The sequence below is a fragment of the Pseudoalteromonas sp. JC28 genome (assembly GCF_013319255.1).
Taxonomy (GTDB): Bacteria; Pseudomonadota; Gammaproteobacteria; order Enterobacterales; family Alteromonadaceae; genus Pseudoalteromonas.
The window spans coordinates 396,587-415,581 of sequence record NZ_QOKX01000004.1 but is presented as its reverse complement, the minus strand read 5'-3'; the positions used below and the strand labels follow the sequence as shown (position 1 = coordinate 415,581).

16 protein-coding genes are annotated in these 18,995 nt (G+C 44.4%); 11 read left to right on the top strand and 5 right to left on the bottom strand.

Going from position 1 to position 18,995, the window contains the following annotated elements; translation table 11 throughout:
* Positions 1 to 91 precede the first annotated feature (91 nt).
* The 5 genes from DS891_RS11675 to DS891_RS11655 form a co-directional block, all read right to left on the bottom strand.
* Positions 92 to 571: an FKBP-type peptidyl-prolyl cis-trans isomerase gene (locus DS891_RS11675; RefSeq protein WP_174169874.1), complete on the bottom strand. Its 480-nt coding sequence runs from the start codon at positions 569 to 571 to the stop codon at positions 92 to 94.
* Positions 558 to 2,984: a Lon protease family protein gene (locus DS891_RS11670; RefSeq protein ID WP_174169873.1), complete on the bottom strand. Its 2,427-nt coding sequence runs from the start codon at positions 2,982 to 2,984 to the stop codon at positions 558 to 560. The genes DS891_RS11675 and DS891_RS11670 overlap by 14 nt, the downstream gene beginning before the upstream one ends.
* 71 nt (positions 2,985 to 3,055) lie before the next feature.
* On the bottom strand, positions 3,056 to 3,514 hold the full coding sequence (locus tag DS891_RS11665) for a hypothetical protein (RefSeq protein WP_017216346.1): 459 nt from the start codon (positions 3,512 to 3,514) through the stop codon (positions 3,056 to 3,058).
* A 134-nt stretch (positions 3,515 to 3,648) separates the two neighbouring features.
* Complete coding sequence (locus tag DS891_RS11660) at positions 3,649 to 5,784, bottom strand: TonB-dependent receptor (protein WP_029215847.1); 2,136 nt, start codon at positions 5,782 to 5,784, stop codon at positions 3,649 to 3,651.
* 180 nt (positions 5,785 to 5,964) lie between these two features.
* On the bottom strand, positions 5,965 to 7,041 hold the full coding sequence (locus tag DS891_RS11655; protein WP_174169894.1) for a PepSY-associated TM helix domain-containing protein: 1,077 nt from the start codon (positions 7,039 to 7,041) through the stop codon (positions 5,965 to 5,967).
* Positions 7,042 to 7,289: 248 nt separating this feature from the next.
* Here DS891_RS11655 and leuS point away from each other — a divergent pair, with 248 nt between their 5' ends.
* The 11 genes from leuS (at position 7,290) to DS891_RS11600 (ending at position 18,843) form a co-directional block, all read left to right on the top strand.
* Positions 7,290 to 9,878 (top strand): leucine--tRNA ligase, encoded by a 2,589-nt coding sequence (leuS, locus tag DS891_RS11650; protein ID WP_174169872.1) that lies wholly within the window; start codon positions 7,290 to 7,292, stop codon positions 9,876 to 9,878.
* Complete coding sequence (gene lptE / locus DS891_RS11645; RefSeq protein WP_010606155.1) at positions 9,862 to 10,374, top strand: LPS assembly lipoprotein LptE; 513 nt, start codon at positions 9,862 to 9,864, stop codon at positions 10,372 to 10,374. Before leuS ends, lptE begins: the two co-directional genes overlap by 17 nt.
* Positions 10,374 to 11,417, top strand: a complete 1,044-nt coding sequence (gene holA / locus DS891_RS11640) for a DNA polymerase III subunit delta (protein ID WP_130163569.1) — start codon at positions 10,374 to 10,376, stop codon at positions 11,415 to 11,417. The genes lptE and holA overlap by 1 nt, the downstream gene beginning before the upstream one ends.
* Positions 11,414 to 12,049 (top strand): nicotinate-nucleotide adenylyltransferase, encoded by a 636-nt coding sequence (gene nadD, locus DS891_RS11635; RefSeq protein ID WP_010606153.1) that lies wholly within the window; start codon positions 11,414 to 11,416, stop codon positions 12,047 to 12,049. Before holA ends, nadD begins: the two co-directional genes overlap by 4 nt.
* 52 nt (positions 12,050 to 12,101) lie before the next feature.
* A complete protein-coding gene (rsfS, locus tag DS891_RS11630; RefSeq protein ID WP_010372036.1) occupies positions 12,102 to 12,419 on the top strand; it encodes a ribosome silencing factor in 318 nt (105 codons plus the stop codon).
* A 1-nt stretch (position 12,420) separates the two neighbouring features.
* The gene (gene rlmH, locus DS891_RS11625) at positions 12,421 to 12,891 is read left to right on the top strand and encodes a 23S rRNA (pseudouridine(1915)-N(3))-methyltransferase RlmH (protein WP_010372039.1); all 471 of its coding nucleotides are present in this window, start codon (positions 12,421 to 12,423) and stop codon (positions 12,889 to 12,891) included.
* 2 nt (positions 12,892 to 12,893) lie between these two features.
* Positions 12,894 to 14,762, top strand: a complete 1,869-nt coding sequence (gene mrdA, locus DS891_RS11620; RefSeq protein ID WP_174169871.1) for a penicillin-binding protein 2 — start codon at positions 12,894 to 12,896, stop codon at positions 14,760 to 14,762.
* Positions 14,759 to 15,865, top strand: coding sequence for a rod shape-determining protein RodA (rodA, locus tag DS891_RS11615; protein ID WP_102057333.1), 1,107 nt, complete (start codon positions 14,759 to 14,761; stop codon positions 15,863 to 15,865). Before mrdA ends, rodA begins: the two co-directional genes overlap by 4 nt.
* Positions 15,865 to 16,638 (top strand): septal ring lytic transglycosylase RlpA family protein, encoded by a 774-nt coding sequence (locus tag DS891_RS11610; protein WP_010606150.1) that lies wholly within the window; start codon positions 15,865 to 15,867, stop codon positions 16,636 to 16,638. The genes rodA and DS891_RS11610 overlap by 1 nt, the downstream gene beginning before the upstream one ends.
* A 41-nt stretch (positions 16,639 to 16,679) precedes the next feature.
* On the top strand, positions 16,680 to 17,843 hold the full coding sequence (locus tag DS891_RS11605) for a serine hydrolase (protein WP_102057334.1): 1,164 nt from the start codon (positions 16,680 to 16,682) through the stop codon (positions 17,841 to 17,843).
* A 418-nt stretch (positions 17,844 to 18,261) separates the two neighbouring features.
* Entirely contained in the window at positions 18,262 to 18,843 is a 582-nt protein-coding gene (locus DS891_RS11600) for a hypothetical protein (RefSeq protein ID WP_174169870.1), read from the top strand.
* Positions 18,844 to 18,995 lie beyond the last annotated feature (152 nt).

Genomic DNA, 18,995 nt, shown 5'->3' with positions numbered 1-18,995 from the left:
TATTTATGTAGGTTGTTGCTCCATTAACTGCGTATGGCGCTACGTTTATTCAAGCTATATGCCGTAGCGCCTTGCACAACTATAACACCGATCACTCTACCGCGAGCAACTCAACCTCAAATACGAGTAAAGAGCCAGGTTCGATTTTACCTGCAGCGCGGTCGCCATAACCTAAATCGGGACCAATCCAAAAGCGGTATTTATCCCCTTCAGTCATTAACTGCACGCCTTCTGTCCAACCTGGGATCACTTGATTAAGCCCAAAACTAATTGGTTGGTCGCGCAGTACTGAACTATCGAATACTGAGCCGTCAAGTAAGGTGCCGTGATAATGCACTTTAACCTTGCTCGTTGCGCTCGGTTGTTTACCACCTTCAGTTTGCGTGATGACTTCGTACTGAAGACCTGAGTCGGTTTTATGTACCTCTGCGCGCTTTTCGTTCTCTTTCAAAAAGTCAGCCGCTTGAATTCGATTAAACTGCGCAAGCTGTTTTTGTTTCTGACCACCTCGAAAAAACACCACTGCAATCACCAGTGCAACGATAACGAGGATAATATTAGTTGTCGTCATGGCTTTCTTCTCCTTTGTCATCATCGCCGTTTACTACTTTTGCAATACGCTCAAGTTTCGCCATTGCAACTGCATTGATACTGTTTTCGGGATAGCCTTCATCACTTAGCTCTCCTGCTGGTCTATCCATTAACAAGCTAAGCGCTTCATCTACAGTGGCAACGGCATAGACATGGAATAAGCCTTTTTCAACAGCTGCAATCACTTCATCATCTAACACTAAGTTGACCTTGTTAGATTCAGGGACGATCACCCCTTGCTTACCTGTGAGGCCTCGCATTTTGCAGAGTTTAAAGAAGCCTTCGATTTTTTCGTTTACACCACCAATGGCTTGTACTTCACCGTGTTGGTTTATTGAGCCAGTGAGCGCTAATGATTGATCCACGGGGAGTTGCGTCACCGCCGATAGCAGCGCACAAAGCTCTGCAAGTGATGCACTATCACCGTCAATAAAACCATAATTTTGTTCAATGGCGATATTTGCACTGAGTGTCAGGCTAAAGTCTTGCGCATACTTGTTACCTAGGTAACCGGTAAGCAGCATCACACCTTTTGAGTGAATTGACTTACCTAAGTCTACCTCACGTTCAACGTCAATCACCCCGTCAGCACCTGCGTATACCGTAGAGGTAATACGCGCAGGCGTACCAAATGCGGTGTCACCAATATGCAGTACCGTCAGGCCATTTACCTTACCAATTGCGGTGCCTTCAGTTGCAATCAAGGTATGCCCTTCTTGAATATCGCTGAGCATGTTTTCACTTAACTGCCCTGTCCGGTATTCTTTTCCAGCTATCGCTTCATCGATGTGATTAGCGGCAATTTGGTTTACGCCATCTTGCTTGGCATAAAAACTGGCTTCTGCTACCAGCTCCAAAACATCAGCAAAGCGCGCTGAAAGCTTACTGTGATGCTCCGCTTGGCGGTAGCTAAATTTAAGCATACGCGCCAGCGCAGCTGAGCTAAGCTCAATCTTCAAAGTATCATTACAGTATTCCATCACCTTAGTGATAAATTGGTACTGCATTTTGTCCGAGCTTGGTAAATAGTAATCAAAATCGGCCAGCACTCTAAATAGTTCTGCAAACTCTTCATCGTATTCACCAATGGTGTAATACAGGTCTCGCGAACCCAAAAGAATAATTTTGACATCCAACGGAATTAGCTGCGGCTTTAAGGTAAAGCTGCTGCCCACCGAATTATCTTGGTACGGTAGGTCATTTTTAATTTGGTGGGTTTTTAACGACAGTTTAAGGCCATCCCACACCTGGGCGTTAGCCATGACCTTTTCCGCATCCATGATCAAATAGCCGCCATTGGCGCGGTGCAATGCACCGGCTTGAATAGAGCGATAGCTAGTGATCAAATTACCTTGAGAGGTTGCATATTCCACCTTACCAAAGATATTACCAAAGGTCGGATTTGGCTCATACACCACAGGCGCAGGGTCGTCCTCTTTAAACTCAACCAGAATATTGGGCGCAAAAAAGTCCGTGAGCATTCCCTTTGAGTCAAAGTCATCTTTGTTCTCTTCGTTGCTACTATCGTCGTCTAGCCAATCTAATACCGCATCGACAATTTCAACCTTAAGATCTTTAAGATAACGCAGCACGCCAATGTGTGCAGCATACTTATGCTCAAGTGCTTTTAATAGCGGTTTGGTCGCCACTTCGATGGTGGTTTTTTTAAGATTACGCAAGCGCTCAGAAGATTCACGCTTCCACCTTGGCAGTTCAATAAGCGACTCAATGAGAGCATCTTCTAATGTTTCAATTGCCGTTAAGAAGTGTGCCTGAACATGCTCGTCTAGTGCCGAAAACTCCGTATCGCTGAGCTGTTTACCATCGACCACAGGAGCAAAGCCAACTGTCCCCGTATCTTCTATCAGTGCAACGCTCATATTCATAGCTTGTTGCTCAACAGCGGTGATCGCAGCATCGTATTTTTGTTCGAACTCTTTATCTAGCGACTTTTTCTTGCGTTGATAACCCGGGTTGTCAAAAGCTGCAGGAAAAGTATCTAAGATCTCATCAATAAAGGCGTCAATATCGGCCTCAAGCTGCTTACTTTCGCCCGCCTGCATAAATAGCGCGATAGGCTCACGATGGTCGTCATAGTTATTAACGTACAACCATTCTTTGGGCGTTGGCTTAGTTTTACTGTGCGCCTCGAGCTTGTCTTTCACCATGGTAAAACGACCCAGCGCCGCTTCTCCCATGACATACACATTATAACCGGGAAGCTCCATTCCCAAGGCAAAGTCTAGGGCGGTTTGAGCGCGCTGCTGGCCAATAAATGGCAGCGCTTCTGGGTAAGGGTTTTGGATACAATTTTCTATGTGAGTCAACGAAACTGATGGCGCGAGCTGGCTCGCAGGCAGTGCTTTTTCAGACGACAATTTAGATTTGGTCATTCTAACTTCTTTGTATTATTCGCATACGTTAGTCTACTCAGCTTGGTGCTTCCAAGCTGAGCGCCCACACTTTAGGGCGCTAATGCTTTTCTAGTATATTCCCCATGCCCGCACTCGCTGCAAGCTGGGATCTTGATGGCATAATAAACATCTAATTTATAGCCACAATTCTTACACACTAATTGTCCCAAAGCTATCCATTCACCTTCTTTATAAATGCCTTGGTGTTCAAAATCTTTTAAAAGTGCGGACCACTCAAGTTGAGTTCTATCTTCTAATTGGGATATTTCAAATAAGATGTTGGCTTTGAGCTCACTCCAAGCCGCTTCATCATAGAAGGATTTGTTTTCGAGAAGATGTTCCAAGTCACGTTTTAAATAGTAACTATAATCATCATAGGTTTGTTTGGTGTAGTCTTTCAGTGCGCTCTGCGCTTCCCAGAATCGTTTAGATAAATCGTCAATTTCATGTTCTTTGACGTCTTTGAGCCAATCGGAAAATTGATCCAGCCATTTTTGATAATCCGCCATTGCTACACTCCTGTTTCGCCAATAGATTAAGTGTAGACCAGATATACCATTCATTGTATTAGGGTTTGCTGAACTTGGTGCTCAGCAAACCCATTTGGCTTCAGATTATGAAGCCAAAAGTCATTGCTATTAGCTTAAAAACGATACTTCACGCCAACGGTTGCCGTCGTGCCAAGGCCTTTAATATTGTAGCCACCGTACGTATAGGCTTGTGCGCGAGCTGGGAAGTAGTCTGAATTAAATAAGTTCTCAATACCAACAAACGCTTGCCAGCTTTGGCCGAATTGATATTGACCACTAAAGTTAACCACGTTATAGCTGTCAATTGGACCTTGATCTCCAACATAGTTGCCTTTATCGTCTCGCTCGAAACGTTTACGGTCGCCGACATGTAACCAGCTTAATGTCATCGATAACGCATCAACTGGCTGCCAATTTAGGTTTGCCGTAAGCTTTGGTGGGCTAATTTGTCTAGAGCCAAGATAAGTATCGGCTTCGGTATCTTTACCCTCTACATAGCTATATGTCGCAATAAGTTTTAGCGTGTCGTTGATCTTGTAATCGACAAGTGCCTCATAACCCCAAATTTTTTGTGGTGCTCGAACAGGCTCATAAACTCCGGTTACTTCATTGAATTTATTCGTTGTGCCAAACTCAGATGTACTTCTATATGCCGCAAATTCAAATCGTAGCGTCTCAAATTGAGAATTAAAGCCGATTTCGTAGTTATCAACAATTGATGCTTCTGTTTGAATTTGACCAATGTCTTCTACCGTTGCACTGCGCAGCAGACGGCCAATATCAGAGATATCAGAGCCTTGCGAGTAACTGGCGAATGGGCTGAACTTTTCATTTGCGTTATATTTAATACCCACGTTGTAAGTTGTGGCGTCATAGTCAATGGTGTCACCTTTCACGTTAAGTGGCACAGAGCACTGATCCGCTGAGCGGCAAAGTTTTAGTGTTTGGTAATCAGCTACCGCAAGATCAATACTTTCTTGTCTCACTCCCGCTTTTAACACTAGGTCATCGGCAACAATCCACTTGGTCTGTAGGTAACCTGCGATGCTTTCCATGTCCATTTCCGGCACCCAAATACGACCATCAACAAGTGGCTGTGAGGTCACATCATTCAACGCATCAATACCATAAATGAAGGTAGCTTGGACATTGTCAAAATCAACCAAGGTATTAAATGTCGCACGCGCGCCCTTTTTTTCAGAGCGGATGATAGATTGACCGCCAGTGTATCCTTCATCAGGGTTTGCTAAGCTTGGAGAGAAGAAGAACACGTTCTCAATGTCTTGCATATACGCATCAAGCGTCATTTGTGTATTAGCAAAAACTTCTATATCGGTGTATTTCAAAGTAATGTTTTCATTACCTTCAGGACCTTGTGGCTTACCTTGTTTTTGCTGAGCTGGTGGCACGTGAATAGCGTAAGATTTTTCACCTAAATTGATGTTACCAAATACATCACCTAGGTCCGTTTTTTGCTGTGAACTGTAGAAGTTATAGCTAAATTGCAGTTGCTTGTCTTCGTCAAAGTCATAGCCCAGCTTAGTGAAGTAGTTTTCTGTCACGGTATCCGACAGACCATACTGTAAACCCAGAATATCACCTTCTGCATCACGCTGAACACCATTTTCTTCATAGCTTGCCGTGACTAAATAACTAAATTGGTCAACGCGACCATTAATCGCGCCCGCAATTCGAGCACCCGCACTCTCTGCAAGTTTTACTGCGCTAAAGCGGCTAGATAGGCTAATTTCACCTTCTGGTTTGCCATCGCTTTTAGCCTGCTTGGTGATGTAGTTAATGATCCCGCCTGAAGCACCATTACCATAAATTGAGGTTGCCCCTTTGATAACTTCTATACGAGCGATGGCACTTGGATCGAGTGTTTTTACACCCAAAGAACCATTTCGCAGTGGTGTAGACTGAGGTACACCGTCAATCATCACCAGAGGCGCACGTCCACGCAACGATTGCCCAGTATTACTTGAACTACCCGTATCCGGAGCAAGACCAGGAACAATTTGAGATAACAAACTTTGTAGTTCTGGATTTACTTTTAAATGATCTTCGATTTGCTTTTGATTAATAATCGTAATGGAGGCAGGCACTTCATCGATGCTTTCAAACACACGACTGCCCGAGACCACGATATGCTCCATATCTGCAGCTTGAAGATCTTTAACATTGGTATCGTCTGCAATGGCTGCTGCGCTAACAGCCAACGCTACCATACTGAGAGTAGTTTTTAACATGGTTATCCTTGCTGGATTTAGAATAATAATGATGTAAAAAGCGGCAATATAATATTGCCAAACCTCAGTAAAAACAAGATGAATGTGAATGGTTTGCATTACCTTTTAGTGCAAGACCACCTTACTTTACATCGATTTTTGCAATTATATACACATAACAGTAACTTAGAGTGAAGTTAATTACCGCTTCCTACGATGACGTTGCAGCCAAAAATACAGGCCGGATACCGTGAAAAAAGTCGGAACTAAGGCAAGCATTAACCAAACAAATTGCACGATGGGACCGGCAAAATCACCAATATGAAACTTGTACTTAAAGTTCCATATTTGCGTAGCGACTCCGGCTTTTGATGCATCATATTGCGCTACCACCTCACTGTTATAAGGATTTACCCAAACCCAGCTGTAGGCATGACTTTCACCAGGGTTTTGAACTCTATAAGCGACGCTGTCGGACGCTTTGTCAGGCATATAAATACGGAACAACTGACCGTCTGGGAAGATAGATTTTACGCGCTTTGTAGCGCTATTTAAATCGTAGGGTAAGCCGTGAAAATTAACCGCAATAGTGGGTGGTTTTGGCCTTACTTCGACCTCATCAAAGCTTAACCACTCAACCACAGCCTTAGTTTGCGGCTGCCAGTTAAACGCCATACCACTGAAGGCAATGAGCAGTATAGGTAAAAGCAAATATACCCCCAATACGGTGTGTAACTGATAAAGTAGGATCCTTAGCTTAGTTTTTGGTTTTATCACTAACCGTTTCAAGCAATTTTTAGGCTTTACCCAAAGATAAAAGCCCAACACTAACTCAATAATGAGTACAAGTGCACAAATAGATACCCAGTCTCTAAGCGGCTTTTTGTTGTCAGCATCTTCAAACAACAACCAACGGTGTAGCGCCATCGTAAAGCCATATATCGTAGAATAATACTCGTAGCGATGAAGGATCTCGCCACTGTAGGGGTTAACGCTAACATAATCACCGCTAGACAACTTCAGTTGCCACGCCAAATCCGGTTGCTGCTCAGGCATAAACAGTGAAACTTTTTCAGCGGTTGTAGATTCAATAAAGGTTACTATTTGCTCTACCCCAAGAGGCTCAGACTGTGGCTCAACTCGCCACAACTGAGGCTGAGTAAGATATTGAATATCTTTGGCATATATAAGCAGTGCCCCAGTTAAGCTTAAGCAAATAATAAATGCACCAGCCACTAGCGCCATTACTAGGTGAGCACGGCGTAACCACAATTTTATCAAGGGAATTCTCAAACTTCTTCCGATATTTAGCAATAGTAAGTGATAATAACTCTTACTTGCAACAGCACAAAATTTCCCCTTTTACCGCTGCAGATCTTCGCGTAGTTTATCTCCACTTCGACACCACCTTTAGTCCGCGGCAATCGACTAAAATAATTCCACTTTAGGTGCTGTGATTGCTGGCCAATTTCGGGTATGCTATCGAGCAATTTTCTATTAATTTTGCCAGATGTTTGGAAACCTAGATGCAAGAGCAATATAACCCGCAAGATATCGAAGCCAAAGTACAGTCGTACTGGGAAGAAAACAATACCTTCAAAGTTGTCGAAGACGAAAGTAAAGAGAAGTACTACTGTCTCTCAATGTTCCCATACCCAAGTGGTCGCCTCCACATGGGTCACGTACGTAACTACACCATTGGTGATGTGGTTTCTCGTTTCCAACGCCTACAAGGCAAAAACGTTATGCAACCTATGGGTTGGGATGCGTTTGGTCTTCCAGCTGAAAACGCGGCAATTAAAAATAATACCGCACCGGCGAAATGGACCTACGAAAATATCGACTACATGCGCAACCAGCTTAAGTTACTTGGTTTTGGTTACGACTGGGATCGTGAAATCGCGACTTGTCACCCTGAATATTATAAGTGGGAACAGTGGTTCTTCACTAAGCTTTACGAAAAAGGCTTAGTATACAAAAAGATGTCAACGGTAAACTGGGATCCAGTTGACCAAACGGTACTGGCAAATGAACAGGTAATTGACGGCCGTGGTTGGCGCTCTGGTGCCATTGTCGAGCAAAAAGAAATTCCACAATGGTTCATTAAGATCACCGATTATGCACAAGAGTTGCTGGATGACTTAGACAAGCTTGACCACTGGCCTGAGCAAGTTAAAACCATGCAGCGTAACTGGATTGGTCGCTCAGAAGGCGTTGAAATCGACTTTAAACGTGCCGACAACGACGAAAGCTTCACCGTATACACCACCCGCCCTGATACCTTTATGGGCGTGACTTATGTGGCAGTTGCGGCAGGTCATCCGATCGCTCAAGAAGCGGCGAAAAACAGCGAAGCAATCTCTCGCTTTGTTGAAGAGTGCAAGAACACCAAAGTTGCCGAAGCGGATATGGCAACGATGGAGAAAAAAGGCATCGCGACAGGCTTTACTGCTATCCACCCACTCACAGGACAAGAGGTGCCAATTTGGGTAGCTAACTTTGTACTGATGGATTACGGCTCAGGTGCCGTGATGGCAGTACCAGGTCACGATCAACGTGACTATGAGTTTGCAACCGCTTATGGCCTTGAGATCAAACAAGTTATTCAGCCTCTAGCCGGCGCAGAAGTAGAAGCCAATCTGGCTGAAGCAGCGTTTACCGAAAAAGGCACGCTTATCAACTCTGGCGAGTTCGATGGCCTAGACTTTGAAGGCGCCTTTAACGCCATCGCGACTAAACTAGAATCACTTGGCGTAGGTAAGCGCAAAGTAAACTTCCGTCTTCGCGATTGGGGTGTGAGCCGCCAGCGTTACTGGGGTTCGCCAATCCCAATGTTAAACAAAGAAGATGGTTCTGAGCTTGCGGCACCTGAAGACATGCTCCCTGTTCGTCTACCTGAAGACGTAGTCATGAATGGAGTAACTTCACCGATTAAAGCAGATCCTGAATGGGCAAAAGCAACAATAAATGGTGAAGCGGTATTCCACGAAACCGATACATTCGACACCTTTATGGAATCATCTTGGTACTATGCACGTTACTGTAGCCCACGCTACGATGAAGGTATGCTTGAACCAGGTGCTGCAAACTACTGGCTACCAGTAAACCAATATATTGGTGGTATTGAGCACGCTATCTTGCACTTGTTGTACTCGCGCTTCTTCCACAAGTTGCTACGTGATTTCGGTTTAGTGAATTCTGATGAGCCATTTGAGCGTCTACTATGTCAAGGCATGGTACTTGCGGATACTTACTACCGCAAAGACGAGAAAGGCGGCGACATTTGGATCGCACCAACTGACGTATTAACTGAGACTGACGACAAAGGCCGCATCACTAAAGCGTGGCATAAAGAAGACGGCGAGCCGGTATTCTCTGCAGGCATGAGCAAAATGTCTAAGTCGAAGAACAATGGTATTGACCCGCAAACGGTTATCAAGCAATACGGCGCTGACACGGTTCGCTTATTCATGATGTTTACGGCTCCACCAGAGCAAACGCTTGAATGGTCTGACTCAGGCGTTGAAGGTGCGCACCGTTTCCTTCGTCGTATTTGGAAATACGCAGTTGACGTAAAGCAAGCTGGTACTGCCGAGCTTGATTTAAGCAAACTAAATGCAGCGCAAAAGACGCTACGTCGCGACATCCACAAAGCCATTGCAAAGGTGACAGACGATATCGAACGTCGCCAAACGTTCAACACGGCAATTGCGGCGGTGATGGAGCTTTCAAATAAGCTTATCAAAGCGCCACTGAGCGATGAGCAAGACATTGCACTAGCAAACGAAGCGCTAGAAGCCATGGTGATCATGCTTGCGCCTATCACACCGCACATGTGTCACGAGCTATGGGCTGAGCTTAGCAAAGCTGGCGATATTCTTGATGCGGTATGGCCTATTGTCGACCAAAGCGCACTAGTTGAAGATGAAAAGCTTATCGTTGTACAAGTCAATGGCAAGCTGCGCTCTAAAATCACCGTGGCGGCAGATGCAACGCAAGAACAAGTTGAAGCCATTGCATTTAGCGAAGAAAACGTCACTAAATTTACTGACGGCAAGACCATCCGTAAGGTGATCTATGTTCCTGGTAAGCTACTTAATGTGGTTGCAAACTAAGATGCGTAGCCTATTTTGGCACACCAGCAAGCTAGCAGTTTTGCTAGCTTGCTTCTTCGTGGCGAGCTGCGGTTTTCACCTCAAGCAAGCCTCTTACCTTCCTGACGATCTAAAAGAAATCACCTTAAGCGGTGACGACAAGCGTTCAGCCTTGTTTGAACAGCTACAGTCCGATCTTCAGCGCGCTCAGGTATCCCTTACACCAAAAAATACCAAACAAGCTGCTGAGTTGTACTTGTACAATGACTCACTTGAACGTCAAACACTCAGTTTGTTCAAAAATGGTCAGGTTGCTCAGTATGAACTGGCGTATCGCGTGTCGTACCGATTGAGTCGTCCGGGCCAAGAACCCGTTAAACAAATGTTCGAGCTGTATCGTAACTATCAGGACGACCCAGACAACGCGCTAGCAAAGGCAAAAGAGCTTGAGCTGATCCTAACCGAGATGCGCCGTCTTGCAAGCCAACGTATTATTCGAGAGTTGTCGCAACTGTAATGCGTTGTTATGCCAATCAACTCTCCAATTACCTAAGTAAAGGGCTTGCCCCTTTTTATCTGGTCTTTGGTGAAGAACCCTTTCAGCAAGGCGAATGTGTACTTGCCATACGAACCGCAGCCAAGCAGCAAGGCTTTGACGAAGTCATTAAATTTGCTCTACTTCCGGGGTTTGACTGGCAAGAGCTCAGTGCACAGTACAACAGTATGTCTTTGTTCAGTGCACGTACGCTCATCGAGTTCGACTTTAACGAGCAAAAAGTTCCTACCCAAGGTGTTGCGGTTTTAAAGTCTTTAGCCGAACAGGTCAATCCAGATGTCGTTGTTATTTTTAAAGGGCTGGGCGCGGGTCAAGACATTCAACGCACCGCTTGGTTCAAAGCATTAGAGCCTAAAGGCCTATTTGTACCTTGCTATGCGTTAACTGGGCGTCATCTTGAGCGCTGGTTTGATGATGAATGTAAGCGGTTGAAGCTGTCTGTGTCACCACAAGGCAAGCGTGCCCTGCTCGTTGCCACAGAAGGCAACTTGCTTGCAACGCATCAGGAACTCGAAAAGCTTTCCTTACTATTTGGTAAAAACCCTGTTGATGAACAGCAATTGCTGAGCGGCTTATTAAATCAATCTAAGTTCGATATTTTTGATTTAAATACCGGATTGCTAAGTGGCAACCCTAAACAAATCATCAAAGTATTGAATAAGCTCGCCAGCGATAATGTAGAGCCCGCGAGTATTCTCTGGACCTTGCAAAACCAAGCACGCACCCTACTGGGTGTTAAAACCTTGTGGCAAACAGGCACTACGCTTGCGGATGCCTATAAAAAGCATAATGTCTGGAAAAATCAGCAAACCATCACGCAGCAAGCGTTAGACAGATTAACGCTAGAGCAAATGAAACAGTTGCTCTGTATGATGGCAGACTTTGATACCGCATATAAAGAAGCAAGGCTCACTGCGCCATATCAAGCTCTAGCACACATCGCGCTAGCCTTTGCCACCCCCATCGCAATGCCGTTACCAATTAGCCAAAGTGAGCATGTATGATTGCTTTGTTTGGTGGTACTTTCGATCCTCCGCATTTGGGCCATTTAAATATGGCGATGCGCTGCGTCGACGAGCTAAGTCTGGCTGAGTTAAAATTTTTACCTTGTGCCATACCGGTTCATAAACAAAAGCCCAGCATCAGTGACGAGCATCGCCTAGCGATGCTTGCAAATTTGCTAGCAGGGCAACAAAAACTGGTTATTGATAGACGTGAGCTTGACCGACAAGGACCCTCTTACAGCCTGCTAACACTGCAAGAGCTGCGTAACGAATATAAAGACCAGCCGATTTTATTTTTAATGGGTATGGACTCGTTTAATAGCCTGCACACTTGGTATCAATGGCAAGAAATCACAAAGCTGTGTCACCTAGTGGTGTATCAACGCCCAAATGAACATTGCTCACCAGATACTAAAGTCTCGGCTTATTTAGCCAAAGCACGCACAGATAGCTCAAATAGACTCCAAACCAGCAATGCTGGACATTGCTATTTCCTTCACGGTGAGCAAAAAGACATTGCATCGAGTACAATAAGAGCTGCAATTGCGCAGCATGACAAAGAATATTTGGAACATTGGCTGCCTGCTTCTGTCATAGATTATATAAATAGCCATGGCTTGTATGCTGATTAACCCCATAAAGCATGTTAAAATCGCCGATTATTTGAAATACAGAGACAAAAACTTGGATTCACAACAGTTATTAGATTTCGCGCTAGACAAAGTAGATGATATGAAAGCGCGTGATATTGTTAAGCTCGACGTTCGCGAAACTTCTTCAATCACCGATTACTTAGTGATCTGTACAGGCACCTCAAAACGCCATGTACAATCGATTGCCGATCATGTCGCAAAAGAAGCTCGTCATGCTGGAGAAACACCAATTGGCCAAGAGGGTCAAGACGTTGGTGAGTGGGTATTGGTTGATTTGGGTGACGTTGTTGTTCACGTAATGCAAGACCAAACCCGTGACTTTTATGACCTAGAAAAGCTGTGGGGCTAATGTGAAGATCCAACTCATTGCCGTAGGTACCAAAATGCCGAAGTGGGTTGAAACTGGCTTCACTGAATATCAAAGACGCTTCCCCAAAGATATGCCACTGGAGTTAATTGAAATTAGCGCCGGCAAACGGGGGAAAAACGCAGATATTAAACGCATTTTGCAACAAGAAGGTGAAAAAACCTTAGCCGCTATTCCAAAAGGCAATCGGATCGTAACCTTAGAAGTGACTGGCAAGCCATGGGATACACACCAACTTGCGAGCAATATGGAAAAGTGGCAGCTGGACGGTCGCGATGTTAGCTTACTGATTGGCGGCCCTGAAGGGCTTGCACCAGAATGTATTGCTGCGGCTGAACAAAAATGGTCATTATCAAACTTAACCCTACCCCATCCTTTGGTGCGTATAGTGGTTGCCGAGAGCTTGTATCGTGGCTGGAGTTTAAATAATAATCATCCTTACCACAGAGAATAATAATGATAAAAAAACGGCCGACGATTAGGGATCATTCTGCCGAGGCTAACCTCTTCGCGAGACGGGCCTTTGTCGGCTTTGTTTTTGTCGTTATTATTGTTGGGGTCTTGTTTCACAACGTCTACAAGCTTCAGGTAACCGAGCACGAGACCTATCGTACCCGCTCAAACGATAACCGTATAAAAGTCATACCGGTCGCCCCTAATCGTGGTCTGATTTACGACCGCAATGGTGTCTTGCTCGCCGAAAACCGCCCCGTTTACAACCTTGAAGTGATCCCAGAAGATGTCGAAGATCTCGAAGCATCATTAGCTTCTGTACGTCAACTCATCGAAATTTCTGAGCAAGAAGTAGAAGATTTCAAAAAGGAAATCAAGCATAACCGCCGCTTCAAAAGTCAAGTACTAAAGGGCCGCTTGAATGAAGAAGAAGTTGCAATTTTGTCGGTGAACCAACACCGCCTGCCTGGCTTTAGCGTTGAAGCTCGATTGTCCCGTTATTATCCTTATGGCGATACCCTCACTCATGCCCTTGGCTATGTCGCAAAGCTCAATAAAGAGGAACTCTTTGACTTAGAACTAGAAGGCAAAGACACTAACTATCGTGCCACCCATGATATCGGTAAGCTCGGTGTCGAGAAGTTTTATGAAGAACAGCTGCACGGCATTGTGGGCTCTCGCCGCGTCGAGGTGAATAATCGTGGCCGTATCATTCGCACATTAAGCATGGAAACGCCACAACCAGGTAAAGACTTGGTGCTAACGCTTGATATCGGCTTGCAACAAATCGTCCAGCATGTGCTAAAAGACACCCGAGGCGCGATCATCGTTATGGATCCACGCGACGGAGGAATTTTAGCGCTCTATTCTAACCCAAGTTACGACCCGAATCTGTTCGTTCACGGGATCAGCGGCAAAGATTACCGAGCCTTGCTCAACCCAGACAGACCGCTTATCAACCGTGCAACTCAAGGCCGTTATGCACCTGCTTCCACGGTGAAACCCCATCTCGCTGTGCTTGCGCTGGAAGAAGGTGTTGTCACCGAAACAACCAAAATTTGGGATCCTGGCTTTTTTCAAATTCCCAATGTAAAACATAAATGGCGTGACTGGCGTCCTTGGGGTCATGAGCATGTTGATGTGTATAAGGCTATTGAGCAGTCTTGTGATACCTATTTTTACGAAACCGCATATAAACTCGGCATAACTAAAATTAGCGACTTTATGAACCAGTTTGGCTTTGGTGAGCTTTCGGGTATCGATATTCATGAAGAAACCTCCGCCATTTTGCCATCCGTTGAATGGAAAAGAGAACGTTTTAAAGAGTCGTGGTATCCAGGAGATACGATTTCTGTTGGGATAGGACAAGGCTACTGGACTGCCACTCCAATGCAAATAGCGAACTCGCTGAGCATTTTGGTCAATAAAGGCATACACCGCCAGCCGCACTTAGTACAAATTTCTAAGCAAGACACTGAAGTAGAACAATTATTTACGGAAGAAAAACCACCCGTTGTGTTGAAAAATCCTTATCACTGGGATATCGCACTAAAAGCCATGCACAACACAGTAAAAATAGGTACAGCGAAAAGCGCATTTAAGGGCGTGACCTATGACCACGCAGGTAAAACAGGCACCGCACAAGTTGTCAGCATTGCTCAGGGCGAAAGGTACGATGCCAAAAAGCTAAAAGAAAAACACAGAGACAATGGTATCTACGTAGGTTTTGCACCTTTTGATGACCCTCAAATTGTTATCACTGTGGTTGTCGAAAACCAAGGTGGTGGTAGTGCTATCGCAGCGCCAATGGCAAGACAAGTGATGGATTATTACTTTTCAGCCTACCCGCTTGAGAAGGAGCAACAGCAATGAGCCCGCTGAATAAGCCGCGTTCGCTATTTGAAAAAGTCCATATCGACCTACCATTATTTACAGCCTTGCTCACTATGATGATTGGTAGCCTTGCGATTGTTTATAGTGCTAGTGGACAAGATATGGGCATGATGATGCGCCACGGCACACGCATGTTTGGTGCATTAGTTGCCATGCTATTTATGGCGCAGTTTTCCCCTAATACACTTAAGCGTGTGGCAATTCCCGTTTACCTTTTAGGGCTTGGTATGCTCGTCGCCGTGCTGTTTTTTGGAGTCAGTAGTAAAGGGGCTCAGCGCTGGCTCGACTTAGGTGTTACCCGCTTTCAACCTTCTGAAATAATGAAGCTAGCAGTGCCTATGACGGTCGCTTGGTTTATTGGCCGCTCTCACTTACCTCCTAGTATTTTGAATTTAACAATCGGCTTTGTGATTGTGTTAGTACCGACCATCCTTATCAAAGAGCAACCTGACTTGGGTACTTCTATCTTAATCGCCAGCTCTGGTATTTTTGCACTTTTTTTAGCTGGGTTAAGTTGGCGTTTAATCGGCTCTGGTTTATTACTTGCGGTCCCCGGTGGCTATGCGTTTTGGCATTACGGAATGCATGCCTATCAAAAGCAACGTGTACTAACCTTTTTAGATCCAGAAAGCGACCCGCTGGGCTCGGGTTACCATATTATCCAATCGAAAATTGCGATAGGCTCCGGTGGCGTGGAGGGCAAAGGTTGGCTACATGGAACACAATCTCAATTAGAGTTTTTACCCGAACGCCATACCGACTTTATCTTTTCGGTGTTGAGCGAAGAATTTGGCTTGTTGGGTGTCACCATTTTACTCAGCTTGTATCTCTTTATAATTGGTCGTGGATTGTATATCGCGGTGCAAGCACAAGACGCTTTCAGTAAACTGCTTGCAGGAGCACTGACGTTGACCTTCTTCGTCTATGTCTTTGTAAATATCGGAATGGTTTCTGGTCTCTTGCCAGTAGTCGGTGTACCTCTGCCCCTAATTAGCTATGGTGGCACATCGATGGTGACCTTAATGGCCGGTTTTGGCATTATTATGGCAATCGCAACAGATAAGAGGATGTTGTTAAAATAATGACAGTTCGTATTACCCTAATTTCAAAACTGGTTTTAGTATTTGCCCTGTTAAGCGTGCTCAGCGCTTGTGGAAGCCGCTATCATATTCGCCATGATAAAGCGCCACTGCGCGAACCTACCGAACTGGAAATGCAAGATGCCATTGTCACCAATGAGAAAAAGAGCGTGAGTGCCAATCGCCCCTACACTGTTCTTGGTAAACGTTACACACCAATCTCAGACGAACATGGGTATCAACAACAAGGCATTGCCTCGTGGTATGGCCGTAAATTCCATGGCTACCACACCTCCAATGGTGAAATTTTTAATATGTTCGATATGACAGCGGCACATAAAACGCTGCCACTCCCTAGCTTTGCTAAAGTAACAAACTTAGACAACGGACGCTCTGCTATCGTTAGAATTAACGACCGAGGTCCATTCCACGACGATAGATTAATCGACCTGTCTTACGCTGCCGCCTACAAGCTAGGCTATCACCTTCAGGGTACAGCGCGCGTTAAGGTCGAAGCCATTACTCTATCGCGCGAGTCTCCAAGGCTAACCTATGTACAAGTTGCTGCTGGCAGTAAACTTGAGAACATACAGTTATTAGCAGGTCAGTTAAAACAAGAATTGGGGTTAGGTACACCCATCACGTTTGAAAACAACCTGTACAAGCTTAGAGTCGGCCCAATTACCGACGACAATCAAGCACAATCTTTACTAAAAACCTTACAACAAGGTCAATTTAGTCGTGCTTTCTTGCTTTACAGTGAGCAGGAACTTTAGAATAACCGCAATGAATGCCGATAAACAAAAAAGCGAGCATAATGACTTCTATCAAACCAAAAATCGTTAAAAAAGTCCTTGGACTGGTGTGCACTTTCTCTATTATGAGTGCCAGTGCACAAATTATTCCTTCACCGCCGCAAATCAATGCGAAAGGCTATTTCCTTGTAGATTTCACAACAGGAAAGGTGATTGCAGAGGGTGAAGCCGATACTAAGCTAGCGCCTGCAAGTTTAACCAAAATGATGACCAGTTATGTTATTGGTACTGAAATCGCGGCAGGTAACATTAGTCCATCTGATCAGGTCACCATTAGTGAAAAAGCATGGGCTAAGAATTTTCCCGGTTCGTCGGTGATGTTTATCGAAGTCGGTAAGCAGGTCAGTGTCGATGACTTAAACCACGGGATCATTATTCAATCTGGCAATGATGCTTGTGTTGCAATGGCCGAGCACATTGCTGGTAGCGAAAGTGCGTTTGCCGATCTGATGAATGCACATGCTGAAAAGCTAGGCATGACGAATAGTCACTTTATCAATAGCCATGGCCTAGACACCGATGAGCATTACACCACTCCAAGAGACATGGCGACTCTAGGTGCCGCACTTATTCGTGATGTACCTGACGAATACGCTTTATACAAGAAAAAGTCTTTTTCATACAATGGTATAAAGCAATATAACCGTAACTCACTACTTTGGGATGCAAGCCTTGAAGTGGACGGCATTAAAACCGGCCACACCTCAGATGCCGGCTACAGCCTTGTTACTTCAGCGGTTAAAGATGATATGCGTCTTGTTGCAGTCGTCATGGGTACTGAGAGTGAGCGAGCACGTAAAGTTGAAAGCAAAAAGTTGCTTAACTACGGCTTCCGTTTCTTTGAAACCATTACTCCTTACCAAGCCGGTGACGCTTTTGCCGATCAGCGCGTATGGATGGGTAACAAAGAAACCGTATCGCTTGGCATTATGGAAGACACGCCAATCACTATTCCACGTGGTCAAAGCAAGAACTTAAAGGCTAACTTTGAGTTAGATAAAACACTCGAAGCGCCGCTAGCAAAAGGTACTAAAGTTGGTACTTTGTTCTTACAGCTTGAAGGTGAAGACGTAGCACAATACCCGCTGGTTACGCTTGAAGAGATCCAAGAAGGTGGATTCTTTAGCAAGATCTACGACTACCTACGTTTACAGATCTCGCAGTAATTCCTTATCTGATAGGCCAGCCGAGACAAACTGGTTGGCTTATCTTTCCTATAAAGCTTATTTATTTCCCTTCACTTTCCTGACATTCATACTTTCTAATCTAGCCCCCTTTTCAACATACCACACGGCTGAAAACTCACTTTAAGTTTACAATTTAAAAACAATTTGTAATAATCAATTTCGGGTACAAACTCGAATTATAAATAAAAGGATATTTAAGTGATGATGGCGACAATCGCGGTAATAATGATGAAGTGTAGAAACTCCTTGTGACTGTGGAAATAATGACAGCGGTCCCAGTAGCTCTTCGGAGATTTTTGTTCAGCAGAGTATCCTGACTTGTACCGGTGATGACTGTTATGAATGAGAAGAAGTAGAGAGATGTTAATCTAAGAGGTGATACACAAAAGGCTTTCCTATGAACTACATAGATCATATATACCTAAAACCAGGCTTACCAGTAGCCAAGTTGACTATTGCAGTATTACTGCTTTTCTCTGCTATTTTATACAAGTCAAGCCTACTTTTATATATTGGTTTTTATATGGCGCTAATTGTACCTACTTGGGATTTATTATCCGTAGTGGCAAAAGAACAAGGAGCTTGTGCAAAAGTTACGCTCATAGCTTACTGTAAACAGCACTGGATACAGTTGCTACTTATGCTAGCGTTTGCTTGTATAGGTATTGCCGGGCTGCACCTTGAATACCTACTACTTACACTTTTTAATATTGCATTCGCTATGTTATTAGCAGCCCATGTTATAAGAATTGTGTATAAAATAAGAAAAATGTCCGCTATTGACGCGATAAAGGAGAGGTTAAAAACCAAGTCGAGGTTTATTCTTTCTGTTAACCTGGTACTCATTGTTGTGATGTGCACCACACCTTTTCTATCTATACCCGTAGGAGCGTTGGCTGCTAATTATATGGTTATTTTTAGCTGCTACATGCAGTACTTAAACCATATCATTAGTGAGGATATTTTTGAAACTGATTAAACTAGTTTAGAGTTCTCGCACTAGCCTATTTAGATAAACAGCGCAAATATCGAATGTAATCATCTTTTCTTTATAAGGTTTTTACCTCTGACAAGCATTAAATCAATTTATATAAAACAAAACAATAGAATCAAATGGAAAAATAAAAGGAT

What these genes read in the sequence shown, in the direction of transcription:
- DS891_RS11675 (WP_174169874.1), bottom strand. Translation starts at nt 571, where the DNA reads ATGACGACAACTAATATTATCCTCGTTATCGTTGCACTGGTGATTGCA.
- DS891_RS11665 (WP_017216346.1), bottom strand. Translation starts at nt 3,514, where the DNA reads ATGGCGGATTATCAAAAATGGCTGGATCAATTTTCCGATTGGCTCAAA.
- lptE (WP_010606155.1), top strand. Translation starts at nt 9,862, where the DNA reads ATGTGGTTGCAAACTAAGATGCGTAGCCTATTTTGGCACACCAGCAAG.
- nadD (WP_010606153.1), top strand. Translation starts at nt 11,414, where the DNA reads ATGATTGCTTTGTTTGGTGGTACTTTCGATCCTCCGCATTTGGGCCAT.
- DS891_RS11660 (WP_029215847.1), bottom strand. Translation starts at nt 5,784, where the DNA reads ATGTTAAAAACTACTCTCAGTATGGTAGCGTTGGCTGTTAGCGCAGCA.
- leuS (WP_174169872.1), top strand. Translation starts at nt 7,290, where the DNA reads ATGCAAGAGCAATATAACCCGCAAGATATCGAAGCCAAAGTACAGTCG.
- DS891_RS11600 (WP_174169870.1), top strand. Translation starts at nt 18,262, where the DNA reads ATGAACTACATAGATCATATATACCTAAAACCAGGCTTACCAGTAGCC.
- DS891_RS11605 (WP_102057334.1), top strand. Translation starts at nt 16,680, where the DNA reads ATGACTTCTATCAAACCAAAAATCGTTAAAAAAGTCCTTGGACTGGTG.
- rodA (WP_102057333.1), top strand. Translation starts at nt 14,759, where the DNA reads ATGAGCCCGCTGAATAAGCCGCGTTCGCTATTTGAAAAAGTCCATATC.
- holA (WP_130163569.1), top strand. Translation starts at nt 10,374, where the DNA reads ATGCGTTGTTATGCCAATCAACTCTCCAATTACCTAAGTAAAGGGCTT.
- DS891_RS11670 (WP_174169873.1), bottom strand. Translation starts at nt 2,984, where the DNA reads ATGACCAAATCTAAATTGTCGTCTGAAAAAGCACTGCCTGCGAGCCAG.
- mrdA (WP_174169871.1), top strand. Translation starts at nt 12,894, where the DNA reads ATGATAAAAAAACGGCCGACGATTAGGGATCATTCTGCCGAGGCTAAC.
- DS891_RS11610 (WP_010606150.1), top strand. Translation starts at nt 15,865, where the DNA reads ATGACAGTTCGTATTACCCTAATTTCAAAACTGGTTTTAGTATTTGCC.